Annotated in this window: 24 protein-coding genes; 4 read left to right on the top strand and 20 right to left on the bottom strand. The window is 75.0% G+C overall.

From position 1 onward, the window contains the following. Window positions 1-5: 5 nt before the first annotated feature. The 16 genes from LPU61_RS22365 to LPU61_RS22290 all read right to left on the bottom strand — a co-directional run bounded on the left by LPU61_RS22365 (window position 6) and on the right by LPU61_RS22290 (window position 14,891). Window positions 6-830 carry an alpha/beta fold hydrolase gene (locus LPU61_RS22365; protein ID WP_043968498.1) on the bottom strand — a complete coding sequence of 275 codons (825 nt, stop codon included), beginning with the start codon at window positions 828-830 and terminating at the stop codon, window positions 6-8. Then, complete coding sequence (locus LPU61_RS22360; RefSeq protein ID WP_229405998.1) at window positions 827-2,191, bottom strand: M20/M25/M40 family metallo-hydrolase; 1,365 nt, start codon at window positions 2,189-2,191, stop codon at window positions 827-829. Before LPU61_RS22360 ends, LPU61_RS22365 begins: the two co-directional genes overlap by 4 nt. Window positions 2,192-2,208: 17 nt before the next feature. After that, a complete protein-coding gene (locus LPU61_RS22355; protein WP_043968494.1) occupies window positions 2,209-2,949 on the bottom strand; it encodes an SDR family NAD(P)-dependent oxidoreductase in 741 nt (246 codons plus the stop codon). Next, window positions 2,946-3,794: an ABC transporter permease gene (locus LPU61_RS22350; protein ID WP_229405997.1), complete on the bottom strand. Its 849-nt coding sequence runs from the start codon at window positions 3,792-3,794 to the stop codon at window positions 2,946-2,948. Before LPU61_RS22350 ends, LPU61_RS22355 begins: the two co-directional genes overlap by 4 nt. 12 nt (window positions 3,795-3,806) lie before the next feature. Continuing rightward, window positions 3,807-4,631 (bottom strand): ABC transporter ATP-binding protein, encoded by an 825-nt coding sequence (locus LPU61_RS22345; protein WP_199486161.1) that lies wholly within the window; start codon window positions 4,629-4,631, stop codon window positions 3,807-3,809. A 26-nt stretch (window positions 4,632-4,657) separates the two neighbouring features. After that, a complete protein-coding gene (locus LPU61_RS22340) occupies window positions 4,658-5,770 on the bottom strand; it encodes an ABC transporter substrate-binding protein (RefSeq protein WP_229405996.1) in 1,113 nt (370 codons plus the stop codon). A gap of 126 nt (window positions 5,771-5,896) precedes the next feature. Continuing rightward, window positions 5,897-6,280 carry a nuclear transport factor 2 family protein gene (locus LPU61_RS22335; RefSeq protein WP_043968490.1) on the bottom strand — a complete coding sequence of 128 codons (384 nt, stop codon included), beginning with the start codon at window positions 6,278-6,280 and terminating at the stop codon, window positions 5,897-5,899. Continuing rightward, a complete protein-coding gene (locus LPU61_RS22330) occupies window positions 6,280-6,591 on the bottom strand; it encodes a hypothetical protein (RefSeq protein WP_043968488.1) in 312 nt (103 codons plus the stop codon). The genes LPU61_RS22335 and LPU61_RS22330 overlap by 1 nt, the downstream gene beginning before the upstream one ends. Continuing rightward, window positions 6,591-7,667: a class I SAM-dependent methyltransferase gene (locus LPU61_RS22325; protein ID WP_043968486.1), complete on the bottom strand. Its 1,077-nt coding sequence runs from the start codon at window positions 7,665-7,667 to the stop codon at window positions 6,591-6,593. The genes LPU61_RS22330 and LPU61_RS22325 overlap by 1 nt, the downstream gene beginning before the upstream one ends. A gap of 94 nt (window positions 7,668-7,761) precedes the next feature. After that, window positions 7,762-9,774: an FAD-dependent oxidoreductase gene (locus LPU61_RS22320; protein ID WP_229405995.1), complete on the bottom strand. Its 2,013-nt coding sequence runs from the start codon at window positions 9,772-9,774 to the stop codon at window positions 7,762-7,764. A gap of 129 nt (window positions 9,775-9,903) precedes the next feature. Continuing rightward, on the bottom strand, window positions 9,904-10,275 hold the full coding sequence (locus LPU61_RS22315) for a DUF2470 domain-containing protein (RefSeq protein WP_229405994.1): 372 nt from the start codon (window positions 10,273-10,275) through the stop codon (window positions 9,904-9,906). Beyond that, window positions 10,272-10,964 carry a heme oxygenase (biliverdin-producing) gene (locus LPU61_RS22310; protein ID WP_229405993.1) on the bottom strand — a complete coding sequence of 231 codons (693 nt, stop codon included), beginning with the start codon at window positions 10,962-10,964 and terminating at the stop codon, window positions 10,272-10,274. Before LPU61_RS22310 ends, LPU61_RS22315 begins: the two co-directional genes overlap by 4 nt. Next, window positions 10,965-11,885: a heme ABC transporter ATP-binding protein gene (locus tag LPU61_RS22305; protein WP_229405992.1), complete on the bottom strand. Its 921-nt coding sequence runs from the start codon at window positions 11,883-11,885 to the stop codon at window positions 10,965-10,967. Next, a complete protein-coding gene (locus LPU61_RS22300; protein WP_229405991.1) occupies window positions 11,882-12,979 on the bottom strand; it encodes an iron ABC transporter permease in 1,098 nt (365 codons plus the stop codon). The genes LPU61_RS22305 and LPU61_RS22300 overlap by 4 nt, the downstream gene beginning before the upstream one ends. Further along, window positions 12,976-14,061, bottom strand: coding sequence for a hemin ABC transporter substrate-binding protein (locus LPU61_RS22295; RefSeq protein WP_229405989.1), 1,086 nt, complete (start codon window positions 14,059-14,061; stop codon window positions 12,976-12,978). The genes LPU61_RS22300 and LPU61_RS22295 overlap by 4 nt, the downstream gene beginning before the upstream one ends. Further along, on the bottom strand, window positions 14,058-14,891 hold the full coding sequence (locus LPU61_RS22290) for a hypothetical protein (protein WP_229405987.1): 834 nt from the start codon (window positions 14,889-14,891) through the stop codon (window positions 14,058-14,060). Before LPU61_RS22290 ends, LPU61_RS22295 begins: the two co-directional genes overlap by 4 nt. Before the next feature lie 193 nt (window positions 14,892-15,084). Between LPU61_RS22290 and LPU61_RS22285 the strand changes: the two genes are divergently transcribed. From LPU61_RS22285 to LPU61_RS22265, 4 genes are all read left to right on the top strand, one after another. Beyond that, entirely contained in the window at window positions 15,085-16,593 is a 1,509-nt protein-coding gene (locus LPU61_RS22285; protein WP_043968478.1) for an HtaA domain-containing protein, read from the top strand. A gap of 68 nt (window positions 16,594-16,661) precedes the next feature. Next, complete coding sequence (locus LPU61_RS31640; protein ID WP_305071972.1) at window positions 16,662-17,705, top strand: WxL protein peptidoglycan domain-containing protein; 1,044 nt, start codon at window positions 16,662-16,664, stop codon at window positions 17,703-17,705. Then, window positions 17,702-18,529, top strand: coding sequence for a hypothetical protein (locus LPU61_RS22270; protein WP_082106862.1), 828 nt, complete (start codon window positions 17,702-17,704; stop codon window positions 18,527-18,529). The genes LPU61_RS31640 and LPU61_RS22270 overlap by 4 nt, the downstream gene beginning before the upstream one ends. Window positions 18,530-18,734: 205 nt before the next feature. Next, entirely contained in the window at window positions 18,735-19,334 is a 600-nt protein-coding gene (locus tag LPU61_RS22265) for a DUF5134 domain-containing protein (RefSeq protein ID WP_229405984.1), read from the top strand. Between the two features lie 20 nt (window positions 19,335-19,354). Here LPU61_RS22265 and atzF read toward each other — a convergent pair whose 3' ends face one another. From atzF to LPU61_RS22245, 4 genes are all read right to left on the bottom strand, one after another. Beyond that, window positions 19,355-21,052, bottom strand: a complete 1,698-nt coding sequence (gene atzF, locus LPU61_RS22260; protein WP_229405983.1) for an allophanate hydrolase — start codon at window positions 21,050-21,052, stop codon at window positions 19,355-19,357. After that, entirely contained in the window at window positions 21,049-21,672 is a 624-nt protein-coding gene (locus LPU61_RS22255) for an urea amidolyase associated protein UAAP2 (RefSeq protein WP_229405982.1), read from the bottom strand. Before LPU61_RS22255 ends, atzF begins: the two co-directional genes overlap by 4 nt. Further along, window positions 21,669-22,385 (bottom strand): urea amidolyase associated protein UAAP1, encoded by a 717-nt coding sequence (locus LPU61_RS22250; RefSeq protein WP_043968468.1) that lies wholly within the window; start codon window positions 22,383-22,385, stop codon window positions 21,669-21,671. Before LPU61_RS22250 ends, LPU61_RS22255 begins: the two co-directional genes overlap by 4 nt. A gap of 119 nt (window positions 22,386-22,504) precedes the next feature. After that, window positions 22,505-23,566 carry an extracellular solute-binding protein gene (locus tag LPU61_RS22245; RefSeq protein ID WP_043968466.1) on the bottom strand — a complete coding sequence of 354 codons (1,062 nt, stop codon included), beginning with the start codon at window positions 23,564-23,566 and terminating at the stop codon, window positions 22,505-22,507. Between the last annotated feature and the right edge of the window lie 58 nt (window positions 23,567-23,624).

The following is a 23,624-nucleotide window of genomic DNA, read 5'->3' as shown; positions in this document are numbered from 1 at the left end:
CCGGGTCACGGGGTCACCGCCGGGGCGTCGAGGTCGCACTGGGCGGCCACGGCGTCGGCGAACGCCTCGGGCTGCTCGTCCGCCACGAAGTCGGTGCCGCCGGGGATGGTGACCAGCGGGGCGTGCGGCAGGGCGGCCCGCACCTGCGGCGTCATCCGGTCGACCAGGTCGTCGGCGCCGTGCAGCAGCACGGTCGGCACCGCCGCCAGGGCGGCCGTGTCCAGCCGGTGGTCGAAGACGGCCCGGTACGCGGTGGCGTAGTCCGGCCCGGTCAGCAGGTATTCGGCGACCTGCCGGTCCGCCTCGTCGGGGCTGAGCCGGGGGTAGAGCCCCCAGACGCGGTCCCAGATCACCCGCAGGTGCGACCCGTCGCGCTCCGGCGTGTAGCCGGGGGCGTACGTCGCCTTCTTCTGGGCGCGTTCGGCGTCGTCGTAGAGCGGCAGCCCCTGCAGGATGAGCCGGCGGACCCGGTGCGGGGCCCGCAGGGCCGCCTCCGCGGCGATCACCGCGCCGGTGTGCTGGCCGAGCAGGTGCACCCGGTCCAGGCCGAGGGCGTCGGCGGTCTGCCAGAGCGCGGCGGCGTACTGCGGGATCGTCCACGGCTGCGGCGGGGCGTCGGACATCCCGAAGCCGGGGGTGTCCACGGCGACGACGCGCAGCCCGCGCCGGGCCAGCGGGGCCAGCGCCACGTCGTAGGTCGCCGACGACAGCGGCGACTGGTGCACGACGAGCAGGGTCGGGTGTCCCGGCGTCCCGGCGTGGCGGTAGTGGACCTGGCCCCAGGGCAGGTCGACGTAGCCGCGCGCGGCGTGGCCCCGCACCCGGGTCACTCGGTCACCGCCAGGGCGGCCATGACCTCGATGACGTGCCTGATGCCGTCGCGGTAGTCGTCGAGGCGGATGTTCTCGTTGGGCCCGTCCACCCCGGAGTCGGCGCGGGACACGCCGACTCCGACGATGGGCCGGGCGGCGAGGGCCCCCTGGTTGCCGATCCACTGGGTGTACGGCTCGATCACGGGTTCGGTGCCGTACGCGCGGCGGGCGGCGTCGGCGACCAGGGCGACGAACGGGTCGCGGTGGTCGGTCATGCTCGGCCGGCTCGTCGCCATCACCTCGATGTCGACGTCGCCGAAGCCGGTGGCCGCGAGGTGGTCGCGGACGGCGGCGAGCACCCGCTGCGGGTCCTGGCCGGGCACCAGCCGGATCTCGACCTTCGCGGCGGCGGTGGCGGGGATGCCGAGGGTGACGTCGTCGCGCATGTCGCCGCCGGCGATGCCCGCGACGGTCAGCGTCGGCACGGTGCGGATCGCCACGGCGGCCTGCCGGTCGTCGAGACCGCCGGTGAAGCCGCGCACGCCGGCCCGCTCGCGCAGGAAGTCACCGTCGAACTCCACCTCGGCGAGCAGGTCGCGTTCGGCGTCGGTGAGCGGGCGTACGTCGTCGGCGAAGCCGGGCACGGTGACCGTGCCGTCGGGGCGCTGCAACTGCGCCAGGGCGGCGGCGAGCCGGGCCGTCGCGGCCGGCAGCAGCGCGGTGTTCTGGCTGGTCAGGTCGCGGGGCAGGGTGCGGACGGTGAGCCGCAGGTAGAGCACGCCCTTCTCGGCGAGCTTGAGCAGCGGCCGGTCCTGCCCGTCGCGCCAGGAGTTCTCCCACAGCGCCGCGTCGCTGTCGAGCCGGTCGGCGTACGCCGCGCAGAACGAGCCGAGGCCGGGGCTGTGCAGCCACTGCTTGCCCTCGAAGATGAACCGGCTGGTGACCGGCGGGGTCAGGCCCGCCAGCCGCCAGGCGGCCACCGCGTGGATGCGCGACATCAGCGCGCCCTTGTCGTCGGCGACGCCCCGGGCGTAGAGGCGGCCGTCGTGGATCTCGGCCGCGTACGGCGGGCTGATCCAGTCGGCGTCGTCGCCGGCCGGTTCGACCTCGACGTCGTAGTGGGTGAAGTGCAGCAGCCGGCGCTGCCCCGAGCCGGGGATCTCGGCCAGCACGTACGGGTGGGACTGCTCCCACTCGATGATCTCGGCCTGGCCGCCCCAGCGGTGCACGGAGTCGGCGATGAACCGGGCGGTGGCCGCCATCTGGTCGGGCTCCTGCCGGCGGCTGCGGATGCGGCAGAGCTGCTGGAGTTCGGCGACGAACTCGTCGAAGTGGGTGTCCACCGCGGCGAGCGCGGCGGCGGTGTCCGGGTGGGGCATGGGTTCCTCCGCGGGGCTCAGTGGATGGTGACGCCGCCGTCGACGAAGACGGTCTGGCCGGTGACCATCGCGGCGGCGTCGCTGAGCAGGTAGGCGACGGCGTTGGCGACGTCGTCGGGGTGCGCCATCCGTCCGAGCGGGATGGTGGCCAGCTTCTCGGCGAGGTACGCGGCGTCGCCGCGCACGTCGGTGGTCATGTCGGTGGGGACGATGGTCGGGCCGACCGCGTTGACCCGGATGGCGTCGCGCGCCCACTCCAGGGCCAGCACCCGGGTCAGGTGCAGCACGCCGGCCTTGCTGACGCAGTAGCCGACGGTGTTCAGCACGGCGATCTGCCCGTTGGTGGAGCCGAGGTTCACCACGGCGCCCCGGGCGGCGCGCAGCGCCGGGTACGCCGCCTGGCACATCCGGAACGTGCCGGTGAGGTTGACGTCCAGGACCGTGGTGAAGTCCTCCTCGGTCATCGTGGCCGCCGGCCCCCGGCGGACCACGCCGGCGTTGTTGACCAGCAGGTCGAGCCGGCCGTGCCGGTCGATGACCCCGGCGACCAGGCCCGCGCAGGAGCGCGCCGAGCGAATGTCGACCCGGTGGCGGCTGTGCGGCCCGCCGGGGTCGTCGACGTCGGCCAGGTCGGCGTGGGCGACGACCGCGCCCCGGGCCGCGAGGGTCGCGGCGATCCGCGCGCCGATGCCCCGCGCCGCGCCGGTGACCAGGGCGACCCGGCCGTCGAAGCGGTTGACGTCGCCGGGGGCGGTCATGCGCCGATCACCTTGGTGTCCTCGGCCCAGAAGGCGAGCCGACGCTGCAACAGCCGGATGACGAAGTGCGCGAGCAGGCCCATCACCGACAGCACCACCAGCACGGCGAACATGCCGGCGATGTCGAAGTTGTAGTTGGTCTGCAGCAGCAGGTAGCCCAGGCCCTCCTTCGCGCCGATGAACTCGCCGACGACCGCGCCGAGGATGGCGAAGACGATGCCGATGTCCAGGCCGGCGAAGATGAACGGCAGCGCGCTGGGCAGCCGCACCATCCGGAAGATCTGCGCCCGGCTGGCCCCGAATACGGTGAGCATCTGGATCCGGTCGGCGTCGGCGGCCCGCAGCCCCTCGATGACGTTGACCAGCATCGGGAAGAACGAGATGACGGCGGCCATGACCACCTTGCTGGTGAGCCCGAAGCCGAACCAGAGCACGAACAGCGGCGCGAGGGCGACCTTCGGCACGGTCTGGAACGCCACGATGTACGGCATCAGGGTGGCCTCGACCACCTTGATCTGGGAGATGAAGGTGCCCAGCAGCACGGCCGCGCCGACGCCGATGGCGAAGCCGAGCAGCGCCTCCTGGGTGGTGACCCAGAAGTGGCCCCAGAACTGCTCGTCGGTGAGCTGCCGGTGCAGCGCCTCGACGATCTGGGAGGGGCGGGGCAGCACGTACTCGTCGACGTCCAGCAGCCGGGTGCCGTACTCCCAGGCGAGCACGACCACGACGAAGACCGTGGGGACGAGCCAGAGCTGGGGGCGTTCGCGCAGGTCGACCCGGCGTCGCCGGGTGGCCGTCGGCCCCGGGGCCGGGGCCGTGGTGTCCACTACCTCGGTGTCGGTCATGGCGGCACCTCCTCAGTCGATGACGCCGGCGGCGTTGAAGTGGCGGCGGATGCGTTCGACGTAGACGCCGGCCCGGTCGGAGGACATGACGCCCAGGTCGCGGGGCCGGTCCAGGTCGATGGTGAGGATCTCGGCGATCCGGCCTGGGCGGGGGCTGAGCACCACCACCCGGTCGGAGAGGAAGACCGCCTCCGGGATGGAGTGGGTGACCAGCACCGCGGTCTGTCCGCTCTCCCGCCAGATGCGCAGCAGCTCGACGTTCATGTACTCGCGGGTCATCGCGTCGAGCGCGCCGAACGGCTCGTCCATCAGCAGGACGGCGGGGTCGTGCACCAGCGCCCGGCAGATGCCGGCGCGCTGCTGCATGCCGCCGCTGAGCTCGTGCGGGTACTTCCGCTCGAAGCCGGTCAGGCCCACCATGTCCAGCAGCTCCTGGGCACGGGCCCGGTGCCGGGCGGGATCCAGCTTCTGGATCTCCGCCGGCACCATGACGTTGTCGAAGATGGTGCGCCAGGGCAGCAGCGTGGGAGCCTGGAACACCATCCCGACCTCGCGGAGGGGGCGGGCCACCTCGGTGCCGGCGATCCGCACCGTGCCGGCCGTCTTCGGGCTCAACCCGGCGAGGATCTTGAGCAGGGTGGTCTTGCCGCAACCCGACGGGCCAACGACCGAGATGAACTCGCCGCGGCGTACGGTCAGGTTGATGTCGTGCAGGGCCTGGGTCGGTGCCGACCGGCGCGGCCGGTACTGCTTGTCCAGCCCGGCGACCTCGATCCAGGAGTCCTCCGACACCGTTGCCGGCTGCTGCGTCCGGCGACCCATCGCCTTGATGGCCATCGAATTCCCTTCCGCGTCCGCTGCCGCTACTTGGCGGGGTGGTTGGCGGCCTTGTCGAGCACCGCGGCCTTGTCGAAGTCGTTGGCCCCGGCGAGCAGGCCCGGCTCCCACACGTCGCCGAGCTGCACGTCCCCGGTGATCTGGCCGGCCTCCTTGGTGTACGCCTGGGTCTTGGTCCACTCCTGGTCGCTGATCGCGCCCCAGTCGCCGAACTGGTCGGGCGTGCCCGACGCCGGGGTGGCGGTCTTCAGCCAGGCGGTGAGGCTGCGGGTGTCAGCCGGCAACTGGTCGGCGGCCTGCTTGCCGGCGAGGATCTGCGGGAACACCTGGTAGCCGATCCGCATGGCGGCCTCCGGGTTCTTCGCGGAGAAGAGCATCGCCTTGTACGCCGCCCGCAGGAACCGGGTGTAGACGTCCTTGTTGTCGTCGAGCTTGCGGGCGCCGACGGCGAAGCTCAGCGACCGGATGCCGTCGAAGGCGTCGGGGTTGTCGAGATACTTGAGCGTGATCCCGGAGTTCTCGATCACCGCGTACGCCTGCGTGTAGAGCGCCAGCATGTCGACCTTGCCGTCGTTGAGCGCGGCGGCGGCCGGCGCGCCGACGCCGACCGGCAGCAGCTCCACGTCCTTGGCCGGGTCGAGGCCGGCGGCGGCGACGAAGGCCCGGGCGTACGGCGCGGAGCCGGAGGCCAGGCTGATCACGCCGATCTTCTTGCCCTTGAGGTCGGCGCCGCCGGTGAGCGTGCTGTCCGGCTTCACCGCCATCACCCACGGCCAGTTCTGCACCAGGCCGCCGATGGCCTTGACCGGCACGTTCTTCTCGACCGCACCGAGGATGGAACCGCTGTCGGCGGCGGTCAGGTCGGCGCTGCCCGAGGCGACGGCCTGCAGGGCGGCGACGGAGCCGTCGGTGTTGATCGTCTCGACGGTGAGCTTCTCCTCCGCGAAGTAGCCGAGCTCCTTGGCCACCGCGTAGACGGCCACCTCCTCCTTGGGACCGATGACCGCGGAGGCGATGGCGAAGGTCAGCTTCGTCGGCGCCCCCTCCTCGGCCGCCGCGTCGTCGCCGGAGCCCCCACATCCGGCCAGGGCCAGCGCGGCGACCAACACCGCCGGCAGCACACCCCACTTCTGCTTCATATCGACACCTCGTCCTCAGGGTTCTTTGGGTAGGGAAGATCGGCCGCGCGGGATCCACGCGGCGGGTGGGACGGTTCGGTGATGCCGGCCGTGGTGCGGCCGGTGGGCCGGGCGGCCCGGGGAGGGTCAGCGGGACGGGTCCCGCGACGCCACGGCGATGGCGAGGTCGTTGTAGACGTGCTGCTCGACGATCAGCCCGTCGCGCAGGACGAACACGTCGGCGTAGCGGATCCCGTCGAACGGCTCGCCGTCGGGCCACTGCCCGTACAGGCGGCCGAGGGAGGTCACCGAGACGCCGTCGGCGGCGGCACCGACCAGGTACCGGTCACGGTGCTTGCGCACCCACCGGTAGGTGCCCCTCGACGCCGACGCCAGCTCGGGCAGGGTGGCGAAGCGACGCCCGCCGGGAAAGACGATCAGCGCCCCCGGGGCGAGCAGTCGGCCGGCCCGGTCGAGGTCGCGGTCCTCGCAGAGTTGCAGGTAGTGGTCGACCAGCCGGGCGGCGTCCATCAGCCGCTCTTGCCGCTGAGGGCCGCTTCCCACTGGTCGCGCAGCGGGTGCTCGGCCGGGCCCTGCTCGGTGAGGATGCGCATCAGCCGGGTCAGCAGCAGGTCGCGCTCCCGGTCGAGCACGGCCTGCCCGTCGGCGTCGGCGGTGAAGCCGTCGAGGTCGCCGGGACCGAGCACGTCGCGGCGGACGAGCAGCTGCTCCAGCGCCCGCAGCCGCTGCCGGTCGACGTGCAGCTCGGTGGAGAGCTGCAGCACCAGGTCGAGCAGCTTGCCGAAGCGGGGGTCGCCGAAGTAGTCGAACTCGGTGCTCATCACGCCTCCGGCTTCGTCGCGGCCAGCACGGCCCAGGGGAAGTGCCACTCGACCCGGTCGCCCCAGCCCTCGGGGCGTACGCCGTCGCGGCGCTCGTCGAACGGGGTCCAGCTCGCGTCGACCAGGCCGGCCTCGGCGCAGACGGCGAGCAGGTCGGAGCCGAACAGCGCGTGGAAGAACGGCTCGTTGTTGCGCTCGGCGTGCTCGTAGACGGTGGCGTCGCGCAGCGGGTCGCCGGTGAGCTGGAACTCCAGGAAGCGCAGCGCGCCCCCGGGCTTGAGCAGGCGCGCCGCCTCGACGATCGTCTCCCGGATCGCCTCGGCGGGCATCTCGTGCAGGACCATCGTGCCGGTGACCACGTCGCAGGAGGCGTCGTCGAGGCCGGTGGCCCGCCCGTCGGCCTGCCGGTAGTCGATGGCCAACCCCTGCGCCTCGGCCTCGACGTGCGCCAGGCGCAGCCCGGGCGCGGCCAGGTCGACGCCGATGACCTGCGCCGACGGGTAGCGGCCGACCAGCGGGCGGGTGCTCTTGCCGAACCCGCAGCCGATGTCGACGACCCGGGTGGCCCCCGGCAGGTCCGGCAGCGCGGTCTCGGTGAACAGCCGGTGGAACTTGTAGCCGTCGTTGTCGCGCAGCATGACGATGCGCGCGCCGAACTCGTAGACGTAGGCGGACATGTCGTCGGAGAAGAAGCCGCCCGGCTGGATGTGGATGTCGTAGTCGGTGTACCAGGCGGGCAGGTCCACGTCGGGGTCGAGGGTGAGCGCGCCGAGCGGCTGCGCCGGCACCTCGGCGAGCTGGGCGGCCAGCTGGTCGCGGCGGCCCAGGACGGCCTCCCCGGCGGTCTTCCACAGCATCTTCTGCTGCACCCGCTCCAGGTGGCTGAACCACGGGTAGAGCGGCAGGTCGCGCAGGGTCGCGCCGGCGTCGGCGATGGTGTCCGCCGGTTCGCCGGTGGCGGCGTACTCCCGCGTCAGGGCGGGGTAGACGGTGTCCGCCCAGCGCTTGCGCAGGCCGAGGACGAAGTCCACGGCGGAGCGTTCGTCCAGGGTGAGTCGATCCTCGATGTCCAGCATGCGGATCTCCTTGCGTCGCGCCGGCCCGGTGAGGCGGGCGGCTCGGTGAGGGGATGCTCGGGTCGGTGCCGGCGGGGGTCCGCCACCGACGTGGTCAGTAGGCGAGGGCCACCGCGGCGGCGTCGGGGCTGTCGTGGCGGCCGAGGAACGCGCCGGCGAACCGGCCCTCGTACACCGCCTCCAGCGTGGTGCGGGGTGCGTTGGCGTCACCGACGAGGTGGATCCGGGGTCCGTCGGATGCCGCGTCCAGGTGGCGGAACAGGGTGTCGTCGGCGGCCGGCGCTCCAGCGTCGACGACGGCGGTGACGCCGGCGACGGTAACGTCGGCGCCGGCCAGTGGGCCGGTCAGGGCGATCGTGTCGCCGCCCACCACGCGGGGGGTCCGCAGTGGATGGACGACGACACCGAGTTCGGTGAAGCGCCGCAGCAGCGCCAGTCGGGAGTAGGTGGTGATCCGGGCGGCGAGGCTCGCCGTCGGGGAGACCAGGTGCACCCGGGCGCCCCGCCGGGCCAGCGCCTCGGCGACGGAGGACGCCGCCCAGGTGCCGTCGTCGTCGAGGACGACGTACGCGCCGTCCCCGGCCCCGGGTGCGTCGAGCAGGTCGACCGCCTGCCACAGGTCGAGCACGGGTGGCCCGCCGGGCAGGGCGCAGCGGGCAGGGCGGGAACCGGTGGCCACCACCACGTCGTCGTAGCCGCCGGCGCGTACCCCGGCGGCGGTGACGCGGTGGCCGAGGAGGATCTCGACGCCGGCGGCGTGGGCCTCGGCGGCGAGGTCGCGGGTGAGCAGGCCGAGCCGTTCCCGGCCGGACACCCGGGCCGCGACGCGGACCTGGCCGCCGAGGTCGTCAGCCGCCTCGGCGAGGGTGACCCGGTGCCCGGCGCGGCGGGCGGCGGTGGCGGCGGCCAGGCCGGCCGGGCCGCCGCCGACCACCAGCACCCGACGGGCTGGCACGGGCCGACGCCGGGCCGAGGCCCACTCCTGTTCGGCGCCTACCTCGGGGTTGACCACGCAGGTGATCGGCAGGCTGGCCTCGACGCGGGCGATGCAGCCCTGGTTGCAGGCCAGGCAGGAGCGGGTCTCGTGCTGCCGGCCCTCGGCGGCCTTGCGGACCAGGTGCGGGTCGGCGATGTGCGGGCGGGCGAGGCCGACCAGGTCCGCCTCGCCCGCCGCGATCAGTTCGGCCGCCTCCGGCAGGCTGTCCAGCCGGCAGACCGCCAGCACCGGCAGGTCGGGGAACTCCCGGGAGAACCGGGCGGCGTGGTGGCGGAAGGGCGCGTGCCCGAAGCTCATGTCGGCCATCTGGGTGGCCAGCGACCAGCTGCCGTGGTAGGCGGAGTGGCTGACGTGGACGTAGGCCAGCGGGTGGTCGGCGCGCAGCCGGGCGACGATCTCCACCATCGCGTCGGGGTCGAGTCCACCGGGGAGGAACTCGTCGGCGCTGATCCGCAGCCCGACCGGCAGGTCGGTGGCGGCGTGGACGGCGTCGAGCACCTCCCGGGTGAGCCGCATCCGGTTGGCCAGGCCGCCGCCGTAGTCGTCGTCGCGGCGGTTGGTGTGCGGGGAGAGGAACTGCTGGAGCAGGTGCCCGTGTCCGGCGTGGACCTCCAGCCCGTCGAAGCCGGCCCGCCACATCCGGCGGGCGGCGGTGGCGAACGCGTCGACGACGGTGGCCAGGTCGCGCCGGCCCATGGCGTGCGGCACGTGCGCCCCGGCGGCCCACGCCACCGGGGAGGAGGACCAGGCGGCGGTGCGGGTGGCGTCGCCGTTGGCCTGCCGGCCGGCGTGCATGATCTGGGCGAAGATCCGCGCGCCGTGCTCGTGCACAGCGTCGGTGACCCGCTGGTACGCCGGGACGCACGCGTCGGTGAAGGCGCCGAGGCTGATGCTGCGTCCGGCGCTGGTGGGGTGCACCCGGATCGCCTCGGTGATGATCAGCCCGGCGCCGCCGCGGGCGCGCTCGGCGTGGTAGGCGGCGAGTCGGGCCGTGGGCTCGTTGTGCAGGCCGAAGTTCGTGGTGTGACCCGGGACGAAGACCCGGTTGCGCAGGGTCAGCGAGGCGATGCGGACTGGCGAGAGGAGCTGCCGCAGCTTCTCGTCGACCATGCGCGGGCCTCCTGTCTGGACCTACCGACCCCCGACCGCAGACCGTTCGGGTGAACCGTACGCCGTTCGAACAAGAGGAACGCTAGGGCTGTCGTTCATCTCCCGTCAATGACTTACCAGTCAGTAACTTCACTTGAGACCCTGCCTTGACCTGCTGTTTCTCTCAGCCGAACGGGGCGGCACGCCGAGCGCGTCGCACGCCTGCTCGTACATCCGGACGACCTCCTGGCGGATCTCGGCCCGCTCGCTGATCCGGCGGGCGAACGGGATCCGCACCGGCACCTCGATGCCGGCGACGGCGACGGCGAAGTCCATGCCGTCGGCGTCCAGCCCGGTCGCCCGCGCCCGGGTGGCGTCCGGGCAGCCGCCGAGGGTGCGGCAGATCAGCAGCGAGTCGTCGGCGTGGTCGGCGTTCATGTGCCCGCAGACCGCGCGCACGGTGTCGGCGTCGAACGGCTGCCCGGCACCGTGAGACGCGGGTCGGTCCGGCCGGCCGGTCACGCCACGGCCTCCGTCGCCCCGGCGTCGGCATCGGCGGCGGCGTCGGGCACGTGCCGGGCCAGCGCGGCGAAGACCGCCGTGTTGTGCCGGTACGCCAGCAGCACCTCCTCCAGCAGGGCCACCTCGGCCGCCGGGTCGAGCGGCAGGGCGTCCAGCCGCGCCCGGTAGGCGTCCTTGTACGCCTTCGGCCGGGTGATCCGGTCGAACGCGTAGAAGCCGGCCCCCGCCTGCCCGCTCAGCCCGTATCGCCGGGCGACGGCCCGGCCGATGTGCCGACCGCCGGAGAGGTCGCCGAGGTAGCGGGTGTAGTGGTGGGCGACGAAGCGCTCCGGGGACGTGGTGGCGACGGCGCGGATCCGGTCGGCGTAGGCCAGCGTCGCGGGATGCACTGCGCTCCGCCGCGCCCAGTCCGGCCCGACCAGATGGGTCAGGTCCGCCTCCAGCGCGGGCAGCCGGGTCAACGCGTCGTCGACGAACGGCCCGGCGAGCGGGTCGTCGCGCATCGCCTCGGCGGCCGACTCCAACGCCTGGTACAGGGCGTGGTGCTGCACCACGAGGTCGACGTAGCCGGCGAGGTCCACGTCGCCGGCGACCAGCGCCGTGACGTAGCGCTGACTCTCGGCGGCGGCGTGGGCCCCCTGGCTGGCGGCCCGCAGCCGGGCCGAGAACGGGATGGGTGGCGTGCTCATCTATTCCTCCGGAACGGCGGTGCGGTGGGCCGGGCCCCGGCGGGGCACGACCAGCGGCAGGCGGGTACGCGGGTGCGGCACGACCTCGATGTCGTGCCGGTAGACCTCGCTGAGCAGGGGTGCGGTCAGGACGGCGGCCGGCGCCCCGGTGGCCCGTACCCGCCCGTCGGCGAGCAGGGTCATCCGGTCGGCGTACGCCCCGGCCAGGGCGAGGTCGTGCAGCACCACCACGACGGCGTCCCCGGCCTCGGCGCGGTCGCGGGCGATCCGCATGACCAGTTCCTGGTGGTGCAGGTCGAGGGCGGCGGTCGGCTCGTCGAGCAGCAGCACCCCGGCCCGCTGCGCCAGCGCCCGGGCCAACGCCGCGCGGGCCTGCTCGCCGCCGGAGAGGGTGGGGAACGGCCGGGCGGCGAACCGGATCACGTCGCAACGCCGCATGCTCTCGGCGACGATCGCGTCGTCGTGCGCCTGTTCGGGCCGCCCGGTCCAGGGCGCGCGCCCCATCCGGACGACGTCGACCACGGCGAACGGGAAGCTCAGGGTGTGCCGCTGGGTCAGCACCGCCCGGCGCATCGCCAGTTCCACGGCCGACCACCCGCCGAGGGGGCGGCCGTCGACCTCAACGGTCCCGGCCGCGGCCGGGAGGTCGCCGCTGGCGGCGGCCAGCAGGGTGGACTTGCCGGCGCCGTTGGGGCCGACCAGGGCGTGCACCTCACCGGCGCGGACGGCGAGGTCGACGCCGTCGAGGACCGGCCGGCCGGCGCGTTCGACCCGCAGCCCGGCGACCCGGATCCGGGTGCTGCCCGGCGTCGCCGGGGCCGGCGGCTGCGGTGCCGACCGCCGGGCGAGCACGCGCAGCCGCGCTCGCCCACGCGGGAGTCCTGCGCCGCCGGAGGGGGTCGGGTTCCCGGGCCCGGTCACGCCCAGCCTCCCGCGCGGTCCCGGGTGCGCCGCAGCAGCCAGAAGAACGCGGGCCCGCCGACGACCGCGGTGAGCACCCCCAGCGGCAGTTCCTGGTAGTCGACCAGGGTCCGGGCGGCGAGGTCGGCGGCGACGACCACGATCGCGCCGCCGAGCGCGCTGGCCGGCAGCAGCAGCCGGTGCCCGGGGCCGGCGACCATCCGCACCAGGTGCGGCACGACCAGGCCGATGAAGCTGATGATGCCGGTGAAGGCGACCGCGGCCGCGCCGAGCAGCGCGGTCACCACGATCATCCGCACGCGCAGCCGTTCCACGTCGACGCCGAGGTGGCGGGCGGACCGTTCGCCGAGGGCGAGCAGGTCGAGCCGGCGGGCGTCGGCGAGGGTGGCGGCCAGGCCGACCGCGAGGCAGGGGGCGGCCAGCCCGACGGCCGACCAGCTCGCCTGGGCGAGGCTGCCGAGGTTCCAGAACGCGATGGCCTGCACGCCGGACTCGTCGGCGACGAACATCAGCAGCCCGATCGCGGCACCGGCGACGGCGTTGACGGCGACGCCGGTGAGCACGAGGGTGACCACCTCGGTCCGGCCACCGGAGCGGGCGAGGGTGTAGACCAGCCAGGTGGTGGCGAGCCCGCCGGCGAACGCGGCGGCCGGCACCGTCCAGCCACCGAGGACGGTGACGCCGGTGACGATGGCCAGGGCCGCGCCGAGGGCCGCGCCCGCGGAGACGCCGATGACGCCGGGTTCGGCCAGCGGGTTGCCGAAGACGCCCTGCATCACCGCCCCGGAGCAGCCGAGCGCCGCGCCGACCACGGCGGCGAGCGTCACCCGGGGGAAGCGGACGAGCCACAGCGCGCTCTCGCCGTGCGGGGCGGCGGGTCGGGGGCCGACGTCGAGGCCGAGCCGGTGCAGCACCGAGCCGAGCACCTCCGCCGGGGCGATTGCCACCTGCCCCCGGCCGGCGGCGAGCAGGGCGACCAGCAGCAGGCCGGCGGTGAGCCCGGCGAGCAGGAGGGCAGCGCGTCGGGTCCCGCCGGGCCGGGCGTCCTGCGGCGCGGCGTCCACGGTGGCCGGTGGGGTGTCGGTGGCGGTCACGTCCGGTCCCGGCAGTGCAGCGCGTCGGCCAGGGCCCGCACGACCCGGCCGGAGCGGGTGCCGAAGGTGAGCAGGACGCCGTCGTCCATGTCGACGATCCGGCGGGTGGCCCCGGCGGGGGTCTGCGCCACCCCGGGGAGCGCGAGCAGGCCGTCGACGCCGCCGACGGACGCCAGCCCACCGCTCATCACCAGGATCACGTCGGGGGCCGCGTTGATCAGGCCCTCGCTGGTCAGCGGCCGGAACTTCGCCAAGCCGATCGCGGTGCCGGCGTCCACCCCGCCGGCCGCCTCGATCATCGTGTCGGAGCCGGCGCCCCGGCCGCCGATCAGGTAGACCCCGGCGGTGCCGCGCAGGTAGAGGAAGGCGACGCGGGGCGACGCGCCGTCGGGCACGCCGTCGCGGGCGGCGGCGATCTCGTCCTGGACCCGGGCGACGAGCCGCTCGCCGGCCTCGCCGACGCCGAGCGCGGCGGCGATCGCCCGCACGTGCGCGGGTACGGCGTCGAGGGTCTGCTCGGCGGCGACGAGGACGACGGGGATGCCGGCGGCGCGCAGCTGGCGCAGCGTCTCGGGTGGGCCGATGCTGTCGTCGGCGAGGACGACGGTGGGGGCGAGGGCGAGCACCGCCTCGGCGGACAGGTCGTGCCCGGCGGGGGTGACCACGGGCAGGTGGGCGGCGGCCGGGAAGGTGGTCGAGGTGTCCCGGCCGACGACGTTGCCGCCGAGCCCGAGGCTGAACACGATCTCGGCGATCGAGCCGTAGAGGTTGACCGGCAGGATCCGCGTCGCGTCGGTGACCGTGGTGGCGACGCCGTCGGCGGAGGCGACGGTGACCGGCAGGGCCGGGGTCGGCGCGGGGTGAAGCGGGGTGACGTCGGTGTCGGGCAGGGCGGCGGTGACCGGGCCGCAGGAGGTGGCCGAGGGGGTTCCGCCGCCGGCCGCCGCGCCGGTGCAGCCGGCCAGGGTGCCGGTGAGCAGCAGCAGGGCGGCCAGCGGCGCAAGGCCCCGGACGGGCGCGATGGCGTGGTGGGTCCCGGCACGGCGGGTCACGGCACGGCGGGTCACGGGGTGGCGGGTCACGGGGTGGCCTTTCGCCGACGGCGGCGCAGGCCGGCGAGCAGCGTCAGCCCGAGCAGGGGCAGGACCAGCGCGGCGAGCCACCAGCCGCCGGTGCCGGAGGCGGCGCTGACCCGGGTGACCTGGGCGGCGGGGTCGGCGGTGCCGCCCGGGGCGGCGACCGCGTCGGCGCCGGTGGCGGCCGGTGCCGCGCTGCCGGCGGGCGCGGCGGTGACCGGGGCGGCGGCCGTGGTGGCGGCCGGCGGGGCGGTGGCGCGCGCGGCGGGCCCGGTGCCGCCCGTGCCGGCGGTCCCGGTGGTGGCCGGCGCGGCGCCGGTACGGGCCGGGGTGGCCGCGGCGGCGAAGGTGATCGGCACCCGGACGTCCTGGGACCGGTCGGCGGGGCGGGTGTGGTCGGCGCGGGTGGCCACCACGCACCGGCGGACGGTGCAGTCCACGTCGCCGATGCGGGTGCCGACGGTGAGGGTGACCCGGAACGACCCGCCCGCTCCGTACGGCACGGCCAGTCCCTCCCCGTAGGAGGGTGGGTTGGAGGAGATCCAGTGCGAGGCGCCGGTGCTCCCGGTGGTGTCGGCGCCGCCGCCGCACGGGCTGGGCGCGGCACCGGCGCCGTTGTCCACGCAGTAGGCGACGTAGATGCCCTTGGTGACGTCGTAGCCGGTGCCGGAGACGGTGACGCTCGCGCCCGAGCGGGCGATGCCGCTGCTGGGCGTGACGGTGAGCGCCTGACCGCCGGCCCCTCGTCCGGTTCCGGCGTGGGCCGGCACCGCGCCGGCGGCGACACCGAGGGTGATCAGTGTTGCGGTCAGGACGGCGCGACGCAGTGATCGCATCAGGCTCCCCACATGACGGGTCCGGCCGGCTGACGCACCGACCGTGACTAAGGTTTGCCTAACCTAAGCGACACTTCCCCAGTTCACAAGGGGTTCTTCGGGCCAAGATCTTCGACCCCTCGCCCCTGTGCCGCGACAGTTAGGTTTGCCTAACCTCAACCACTGTCCGTATTGGGCGTGAGAAAGGAACAGCATGGTCCGATCCAGAACCGGTGCCGGCCGGTGGCGGTCGCTGCGGTGGGCGGCGGTCGCCCTCCTCGGTGCCTCGGCCGCACTCGTCGGCACCGCACCCGCCTCGGCGGCCGGGGCCGACATCAGCACCGGCAGCCTCACCTGGGGCTTCAAGTCGTCGTTCCGCAGCTACGTCAACACCGGCAACGGCAACCCGCCGATCGCGGCGAGCAACGGGGCCAGCATCAACAGCGACGGCACGTTCACCTTCCCCGCGAAGGGCGGCACGTACGACGCCGGCACGGGCGCCATCAACGCCGAGTACGGCGGGACGGTGGTCTTCTCGTACCCGGCGCACATGTTCACCATCACCCTGGCCAACCCGACGGTCGCCGTCTCCGGCGGCACCGCCGCCCTGAAGGCGGACGTCGACCTGGCCACCACCGCCGCCGAGCCCGTCTCGGTCCGCCAGGCCACCATCGCCACCATCGCCGTCACCGGGGCCAACCCGGGCGGCAGCGGCGGCACGGTGACCGCGACCGACCTGGCGGCGACGCTGACCGCCGAGGGCGCCAGCGCGTTCAACGGCTTCTACGCGGCCGGCGCGGCGCTCGACCCGCTGTCGTTCACCTTCTCCACCGGTGGCGGCGGCGAGCCGGCCGGCCCGGCGGTCGCCGTCAGCCCGTCCACCGGCGTCGACCCGGCCGGGGCGACGATCACGGTCGAGGGCAGCGGCTTCGACCCGGAGGCCAACGGGGCGGCGGGCGTCTACGTCTCGTTCGGCCCGAAGGTCGACGAGCACTGGACGAACGCCGGCGTCCTCCAGGTCACCAAGTGGGTGAACAAGACGAACGAGCCGACGGAGGCCCGCGACCGGCTCCAGGCCGACGGCACGTTCCGCACCACCCTGCCGATCAGCGCGGTCTACACCGACCGCACCGGCGCGCAGGTCGACTGCACTCAGGTGCAGTGCTACGTGATCACCTTCGCCGCCCGCGGCTCGGCCGACCGGAGCCAGGACACCTTCACCCCGGTCACGTTCCGCAGCACCCCGGTGGGCGGCGGCGACGCCGACCAGCAGATCACCGCCACCGTCACCGGCGGCGCGCTGACCCTCGGCGTGGCCGGCTCCACGGTCGCGCTGCCGGCGGTCAGCAACGGGCAGGTCGCCAGCGGGGCGCTGAACACCGCCACGGTGGCCGACCTGCGCGGCACCAACGCCGGCTGGAGCCTGGTCGGGCAGGTCTCCGACTTCACCTCGGCCGGCGGCGGCAGCATCGACGCGGACAACCTCGGCTGGGTGCCGAGTGCGTCCGTCGTCACCGACGGCCTCGCCGGCGCCCCCGGCGTGGTCACCCCGGGCGCGACCGCCGCGCCCGGGGCCGGCCTGGGCACGGCGCGCGCGCTGTGCACCTCGGCCAGCGGCGCGAGCAACGGCACCTTCGGCTGCGGCGCCCAGCTCAACCTCGGGATCCCGGCGTCCGCCCCGGCGGGCGACTACACCGCGGTCCTGACGCTCACCCTCTCCTGATCACGGCACCACCCGGTGGGACGGGCTCCGCGCCCGTCCCACCGGCCCGACCACCTGCGGAGCCCGGCATGCCCCTGCCCACCGCCCTGTCACGGGCGAGCGTCGCGCTCGCCGCCGCGCTGCTCGCGGCGGCGGCCCTGCCCGCGCCGGCCGACGCCGCGCCCACCCCGTCACCGAGCGCCGGCGGCGCCGACCGCACCGGCGCGGCCCGGTGGGCGGTGCAGCCGTCCAGCGCCAAGGGACCGACCGGGCGCAACTACTTCATCTACGACCTGGCCCCGGGCAGCACCCTGACCGACCACGTCGGCATCACCAACCTCGGCGACCGCCCGCTCACCTTCGACGTGTACGGCACCGACGCGTACACCACCGCCGACGGCGCGTTCGCGCTGCTGCCGGCCGACCAGCCCGCCACCGACGTGGGCTCGTGGATCCGGTTCGAGCGACGGGCCTGGACGGTGCCGCCCGGCGAACGAGTCGACATCCCGTTCCGCCTCGCCGTGCCGGCCGACGCCACCCCGGGCGACCACGCCGGCGGGGTGATCGGCGCGGTGGCCCGCGCCCGGACCACCGCCGACGGGCAGCGGGTCCTGGTCGACCAGCGCCTCGCCGCCCGGGTCCACCTGCGGGTCACCGGCCCGGTCCGCCCCGCCGTCACCGTCGAGTCGGTCGACGTCTCGTACGACAACCCGGTCGACCCGTTCGCCGGCGGCGACCTCGTGGTCCGCTACCGGGTGCGCAACACCGGCAACGTCCGGGTCACCGGCAGCGGCACGGTGCGCGTCGCCGGGCCCTTCGGCTGGGAACAGGCCCGCACCTCCCCCACCGACCTGCCGGAGCTGCTGCCCGGGGGCACCTTCACCGTCACCGAGCGGATCACCGGCGTACCCCCGCTGCTGCGGCTGACCGCCGAGGTCGACCTCGCGGCGACCACCACGGACACCGCCCTGCCACCGGTGCTGCGCTCCGCCTGGGTCTGGGCCCCGCCGTGGGTGCCGCTGGCGCTGCTCGCGGTCGCCGGCGGCTGGGGCGGGCTGCGGTGGTGGCGGCGTCGCCGCGCCCCCGGCGACGGTGGGCGGGCCACCGTGGACGCCGGCCGGGCGACGGCATGACCGCCCGGACCCGCGCCACCGCCCCGCTGGCCCTGGTCGCGGCCCTGGCGCTGGCACCCGGGGCGGTCGGGGCCACCGAGGACGGGCCCGGCGTCACCCTGCCCGCCGGGCCGCTACGCGTCGGGCAGCGGGTGCTGGTCGGCCTCGACGGCTGGCCCGCCGGCACGGTGCAGGCCGAGGTGTGCGGCAACGCCGCCCGGCGCGGGGCGCTGGACTGCGCGACGGGCGACGCCACGCACGCCCAGGTGCCGCCGTCCGGCCGCGCCCGGCTGCCGCTGCTGCTGGCCGCCCCGCCGGTGGCCTGCCCCTGCGTGCTGCGCGTCCGGACGGCGACCGGCACGGCCGCCGCCACCGCCGACCTGCCGCTGACCGGGGTGGACGCGCCGCCCGCCGCGCCGGGCGTCCCGGCCGCGCTGGCCCTGGACGCGTTGCGCGCCGACGACCGGTCCGGACCGGGCGGGTGGTTCGGCCTGCCGGGTGAGCTGGCCGTGCGGTTCACCCTGCGCAACCCCGGCACCGAGGACGTGACCGACCCGCCGTTCACGCTGCTCGTCGGGCCGCCCGGCCGGGCCCGGACCATCGTGGCCGCCCCGGCGATCGGCACCGTCGCCGCCGGGGCGACCCGCGACTACCTGATCACGGTGCCCACGGGCGCGGCCCCGTACGGGAGGTTCGAGATCGACGGCCGGATCGAGGTGCCCGGCCGCCCGGTCGCGTTCACGGTGCAGGCCGCCCGGCGGCCCTGGGGCCTGCCGGTGGCCGCGGCGGTCCTCACGGCGGCGCTGCTGCTCGCCCGACGGGGCGGCCGGACACCGTCGCGGTGACCCGTTTCCGCAGCTCGGGTGCCGTCCCGACGGCGTCACTCGCCTCTTCCCAATGCGGGCGGGAGGTGAAAGGCTGTCGGAGAGCCCGGCGCACCGCACGCCCGGCACCCGCCCCGGGCGCGGCCACGACGGTTGGCACGACGGTTCCGGGCGGACGTCCTTCCTGACTGTCCCCCGCCCTGCCGGATGAAGGGACCGCCCGCCGATGAGCGAAGCGCTGCGCTGGCCGATGACGCTCGCGCTGACCGTCGTGGCCCCCTACTTCGCGTCCCGGCTCCTGCGGCCGGCGGCCGGCGGCGGGCCGGCACGCCCCGCCCGGCACCGCGGCTGCGACGCCGCGCACCTGCTCATGGCGGTGGCGATGACGGCGATGGTGTGGACGGTCGCGGTGCCCGGGGCGATGTGGGTGGCCGTGTTCGCGCCGGCCGCCCTGTGGTTCGTGGTGCTCGCCGCCCGTTCGCCGGGCCGGCTGCCGCACGGGTCCCGGGCGGTCACCTGGTACTTCGCGGTCTCCATGGCGGCGATGGCCTGGATGGCCTGGCCGAACGGGCACCCCGGGGGCGGGGGCCATCACGGCAGCCCGGCGGGGCCACCCTGGTGGCCTTCGGTGGTCAGCCTCGCCCTGGGCGGATACCTGCTGCTCACCGCCGGCTGGTGGGCCGGTCGCGGCTTGCGGCTGACGCCGCGGTGGCCGGACCAGGCCGGGGCGGTCGCGTCCCCGGCCGGTCCCACCGTGCGGGTGGAGGGCCTCTGTCACGCCACGATGGGGGCGGTGATGGGGCTGATGCTGCTGGCGATGGTGTGAGGCTGGCCCGGCGGAGGCGGTCAGGCCCGGTCCGCGCGCAGCGCGGCCCGCCACCCACCGGTGGCGCTGACGTCCCGGGCGTCGCGTACCCCGTGGTCGCTGGCCAGGAATCCGGTCACGGTCGTGCCGTCGTCCAGGCCGACCGGCCCGAGCCCGAGCGGCGGCGGGATGCTGCCCAGCAGCGCGCCGACCGCCTGCTGCGGCAACTGCCACACCTCGACGGCGATGCCGCCGTCGGGTCCGTCGCCGGTGAACACCAGGCCGGGCCGGGCGACCCCGGGGCCGGGCAGCCGGTAGAGCCGGTACCCGGGGGCGGTGCGGGCCCGGGCGTGCAGCCGCCCGCCGAGCGCGACGAGCTGCGGGTTGAGCGGCATCCCGGTCAGGTGCGCCCCGGCGACCGCGACCAGCGCGGTCCCCGGCGACGGCGCGTCCACCGTGCGCGGCGGCTCGCCGCACCAGCGGGCGGCCAGGTCGAGCAGCGGCAGGTCCGCGAAGGCCGGCGCGACGAACTGCACCCCGAAGGGCAGGCCGTCGGCCCGGGTTCCGGCCGGCACGGCCACCGCGCACAGGTCCAGCAGGTTGACGAAGTTGGTGTACGTGCCGAGCCGGCTGTTGACGCCGACCGGGTCGGCGGCGACCTCCGCGAGGGTGGGGTGCCCCGGAGTGACCGGCAGCAGCAGGGCGTCCACGTCCAGCCAGACCTGTTCGGTGGCCCGGCGCAGCGCGGCGAGCCGGTCCAGCGCGGCGAACACGTCGGGGCCGGCGACGTCCCGGCCGGGTGTCACGATGCGCCGGACGGTCGGGTCCACGCCGGCACCGGACAGGTGCGTCCCGAACGCGGCCCACCGCTCGGCGACCCACGGTCCGCCGTAGAGCAGGGCGGCGGCGGCCAGGAACGGGCCGACGTCGACGGGCACCACCTGGGCGGCCACCGTGTCGAGCCGGCACAGCGCCGCCGCCCAGGCCGCCCGGTGGGGCGGGTCGAGGTCCAGGTCACCGGCGGGCACCGCGACCGTACGCATCCGGGTGGCCACGCCGGGCGGCGGGGCGGGCGGAGCCGGTCGCGACCACGGGTCGTCGGGGTCGGCCCAGGCCAGCACGTCGAGGGCGGACGCGGCCCCGGCCACCGTGCGGGTGAACGTGGTGACGCAGTCCAGCGACCGGCAGGCCGGCAGCAGCCCACGGGTGGAGACCAGCCCACGGGTCGGCTTGAGCCCGACGAGGCCGTTGAACGCGGCCGGCACCCGGCCGGAGCCGGCCGTGTCGGTGCCCAGCGCCAGCGGCACCAGGCCGGATGCCACCGCGACGGCGCTGCCGGAGCTGCTTCCGCCGCTGACGTGCGCCGGGCTGTGGACGCTGTGGCAGGCGCCGTACGGGCTGCGGGTGCCGACGAGGCCGGTGGCGAACTGGTCCATGTTGGTCTTGCCGGCCGGGGCCGCGCCGGCCGCCACCAGGCGGCGTACGGCGGTGGCGGACGTGGCCGCCGGCCGGTCGGCCAGGTCGGGGCAGGCCGCCGTGGTCGGGTAGCCGGCGACGTCCAGGTTGTCCTTGACGGCGAACCGGACGCCGGCCAGCGGCCCGTCGGGCGCCTCGGCGGCGAACCGCGCCACCGCCTCCGGGGCGAAGCGGGTGATCCAGACCGGCTGGTCGGGGTCCACGTCGGCCGGGGCCGGGGCGGCGGACGGCAGGCCGGCGGCGGGCTCCGGTGGCGGCGTCACGACGCCCACCCGAGCAGCCGCACCGGCGTCGGGTCGTAGCCGTTGCACGGGTTGTTCACCTGTGGACAGTTGCTGACCAGCACCAGAATGTCGCGCTCCGCGCGGAGTTCGACGTGCTTGCCGGGGGCGGAGACGCCGTCTTCGAAGGTGAGCCCGCCGGCCTCGGTCAGCGGCACGTTCATGAAGAAGTTGATGTTGTGGGTGAGGTCGCGCTTCTCCAGCCCGCCGGCCACGGCGTAGCGCAGGAACGTGCTCCGGCAGGCGTGCTGGTGGCGGGTGTGTTCGCCGTAGCGCACGACGTTGCTCTCCTTGGCGCACGCGCCGCCGAGGGTGTCGTGCCGGCCGCAGGTGTCGTCGACGATCGTGGCCAGCGGGTCGAGGCGCACGCTGCGCAGCACCGAGCCGGTGGTCAGGTACGCCGAGCCCTGGGCGCGGACGGTGTCCACGGCGCTGTACCGGTTGGCGGTGTCCCGCGCGTCGTACAGCAGGGTGTCCACGGCCTGGTTGCCGTGCAGGTCGACGATGCGCAGCCGGCCGCCGGCCGGGATCTCGCCGAGCCAGCCGTCGCCGGCCGCGACGGTCACGTCGAACAGGACCTCCGGGTCCCCCGTGTCGCTCATCGCGCGCTCCGCTCGGCGGCGGCCAGCGCCCGGGCGGACTCGGCCCGGAACGACCGGCTGGGGTCGTCGGCGGGCGCGGGCGCGCCGGGGGCGACCACGGCCCGTACGCCGGCCGGCCGCCAGTGCGCCACCGGGTCCAGCGGGTGCGGGGCGGTGGCGAACACCACCAACAGGTCCTGCTCGGCCCGCAGGCACACCCAGTCACCGGCCGTGGTGTGCCCGGGCACATAGCCGAGGGTGCCGCGCTCGTCGCCGCCGGGGCGCACCTTGACGAACCAGTTGACGGTGGCGTGCAGGTCCCGCTCGCCGAGGCCGTGCGCGTACAGCTCGTCGAGCAGCAGGCTGCGGGCGCTGCGCCGCCACCCGTTGCGGTCGCGCCCGTAGTCCGACGGGCCGAACCGGGCCAGGTCGGCGTCGACGCTGTGGCCGGTGATCGCGTCGTGCCAGTCCGACGAGGAGCCGGTCACCGAGGCCAGCGCCCTGCCCATGTCCGACATCAGGACCATCGGCGGGTGGATCCGCGCCGACATCTGCGCCTTCAGCGTGTCCGGCACGTTGAGCCGTTCCCACCGGTCGTCCGCCGCGTACAGCAGCATGCTGGCGACCGCGTCGGCGCCCAGCGCCTCCAGTCGCAGGGTGCTGCCGCGGGCGAGGGTGAGGGACCAGGCGGCGCCGCCGGGCACGTCGTGCCGGTGGCCGCCGGGGTCGCTCACGCGGCCACCGCCGCGCGGACCCTGCGGACGGGATGTCCGACGTCCATGTCACTTCCTCTCTGGTCGACGGGCCGGCGACGCCGGTGGGGCCCGCGATCAGGGCCCCACCGGTCGGTCGGTCACTTGCCTGCGAGCCACTTCGTGTACCAGGCCAGCAGTTCGTCGCTCACCTTCGCCCGCTCCTCGGAGTTCCACGGGACGACCGTGGTGTGCTCGGGGGCGTTGACGACCTTCGCCTTGGTCTCGGCGTCCATGTACTTGAACGCGTCGGGGTTGCCGGGGCCGTAGCCGGTCAGCTTGGCGAACGCCGCCTGGCGTTCCGGGTCGTTGAAGACCTTGGCCAGCGCCTGGATGTTCTTCATGTTGGGCGCGCTGGCCGGGATGGCCATCACGTTGGGCGCGATGAGCGCCTGGTCGAACGAGATCGTGACGTCCACGCCCTGGTTCTTGAGGGCGACCGCCTGACCGGACGGGCCGGCCACGACCGCGGCGGTCTTGGAGGTCAGCAGCTGCTGGATCTGCGGGTACGAGGTGTAGAAGACCATGTTCGGCCGCAGCTCGTCGAGCTTCTTGGTGCAGCGGTCCAGGTCGAGCGGGTACAGCTTGTCCGGGGTGACGCCGGAGGCCAGCAGGGCGATCTCACAGGCCCCGTCGTAGCTGCCCGGGCTGCCCATCCAGCCCCGCTTGCCGGGGAACTTCGCGACGTCCCAGAAGTCGGCCCAGTTCTTCGGCCCGCCGTTGGGGAAGGTCGCGGTCAGGTACGCCTGGACGTGGCCGACCAGGAAGGTGCCGAAGGCGTAGTCGCGGATGTTCTCGGGCAGGTTGGTGTCGCGCCCGACCGAGTCGTCGAGCCGGGCGATGTTGGCCTTGTTCTGGTAGACGGTGTCCAGGCCGACATGGATCGCGTCGTACGCGCCCTTGCCGCCGGTGAGCATCGTGTTCGCGATGGCGTCGCTCTCCACCTCGGAGATGACCTTGACGCCGGTGTCCTTGGTGAAGTCGTCGAAGTAGGTGCCGTACCGGGCCTTGTTGGTGGGGCCGCCGAAGTCGGCCCAGACGACCTGCCCGCTCAGGCCGTCCGACCCGGAGCCCGAGGCGTCGCCGGAGTCGTCGGAGCCGCCCGACGAGCATCCGCTGAGTACGAGGGCCAGCGCTGCCCCGGCGACAAGCGCCGCCCGCATTCGCCGACCCGGCTGGACCAGGAGTATGCGCAAGGTTCCTCCATGTGCTTTGGTGTGG

The organism is Micromonospora sp. NBRC 110038, from assembly GCF_020884815.1.
Classification (GTDB): Bacteria; Actinomycetota; Actinomycetes; order Mycobacteriales; family Micromonosporaceae; genus Micromonospora; species Micromonospora haikouensis.
This window is presented reverse-complemented; position numbering and strand designations above follow the sequence as displayed.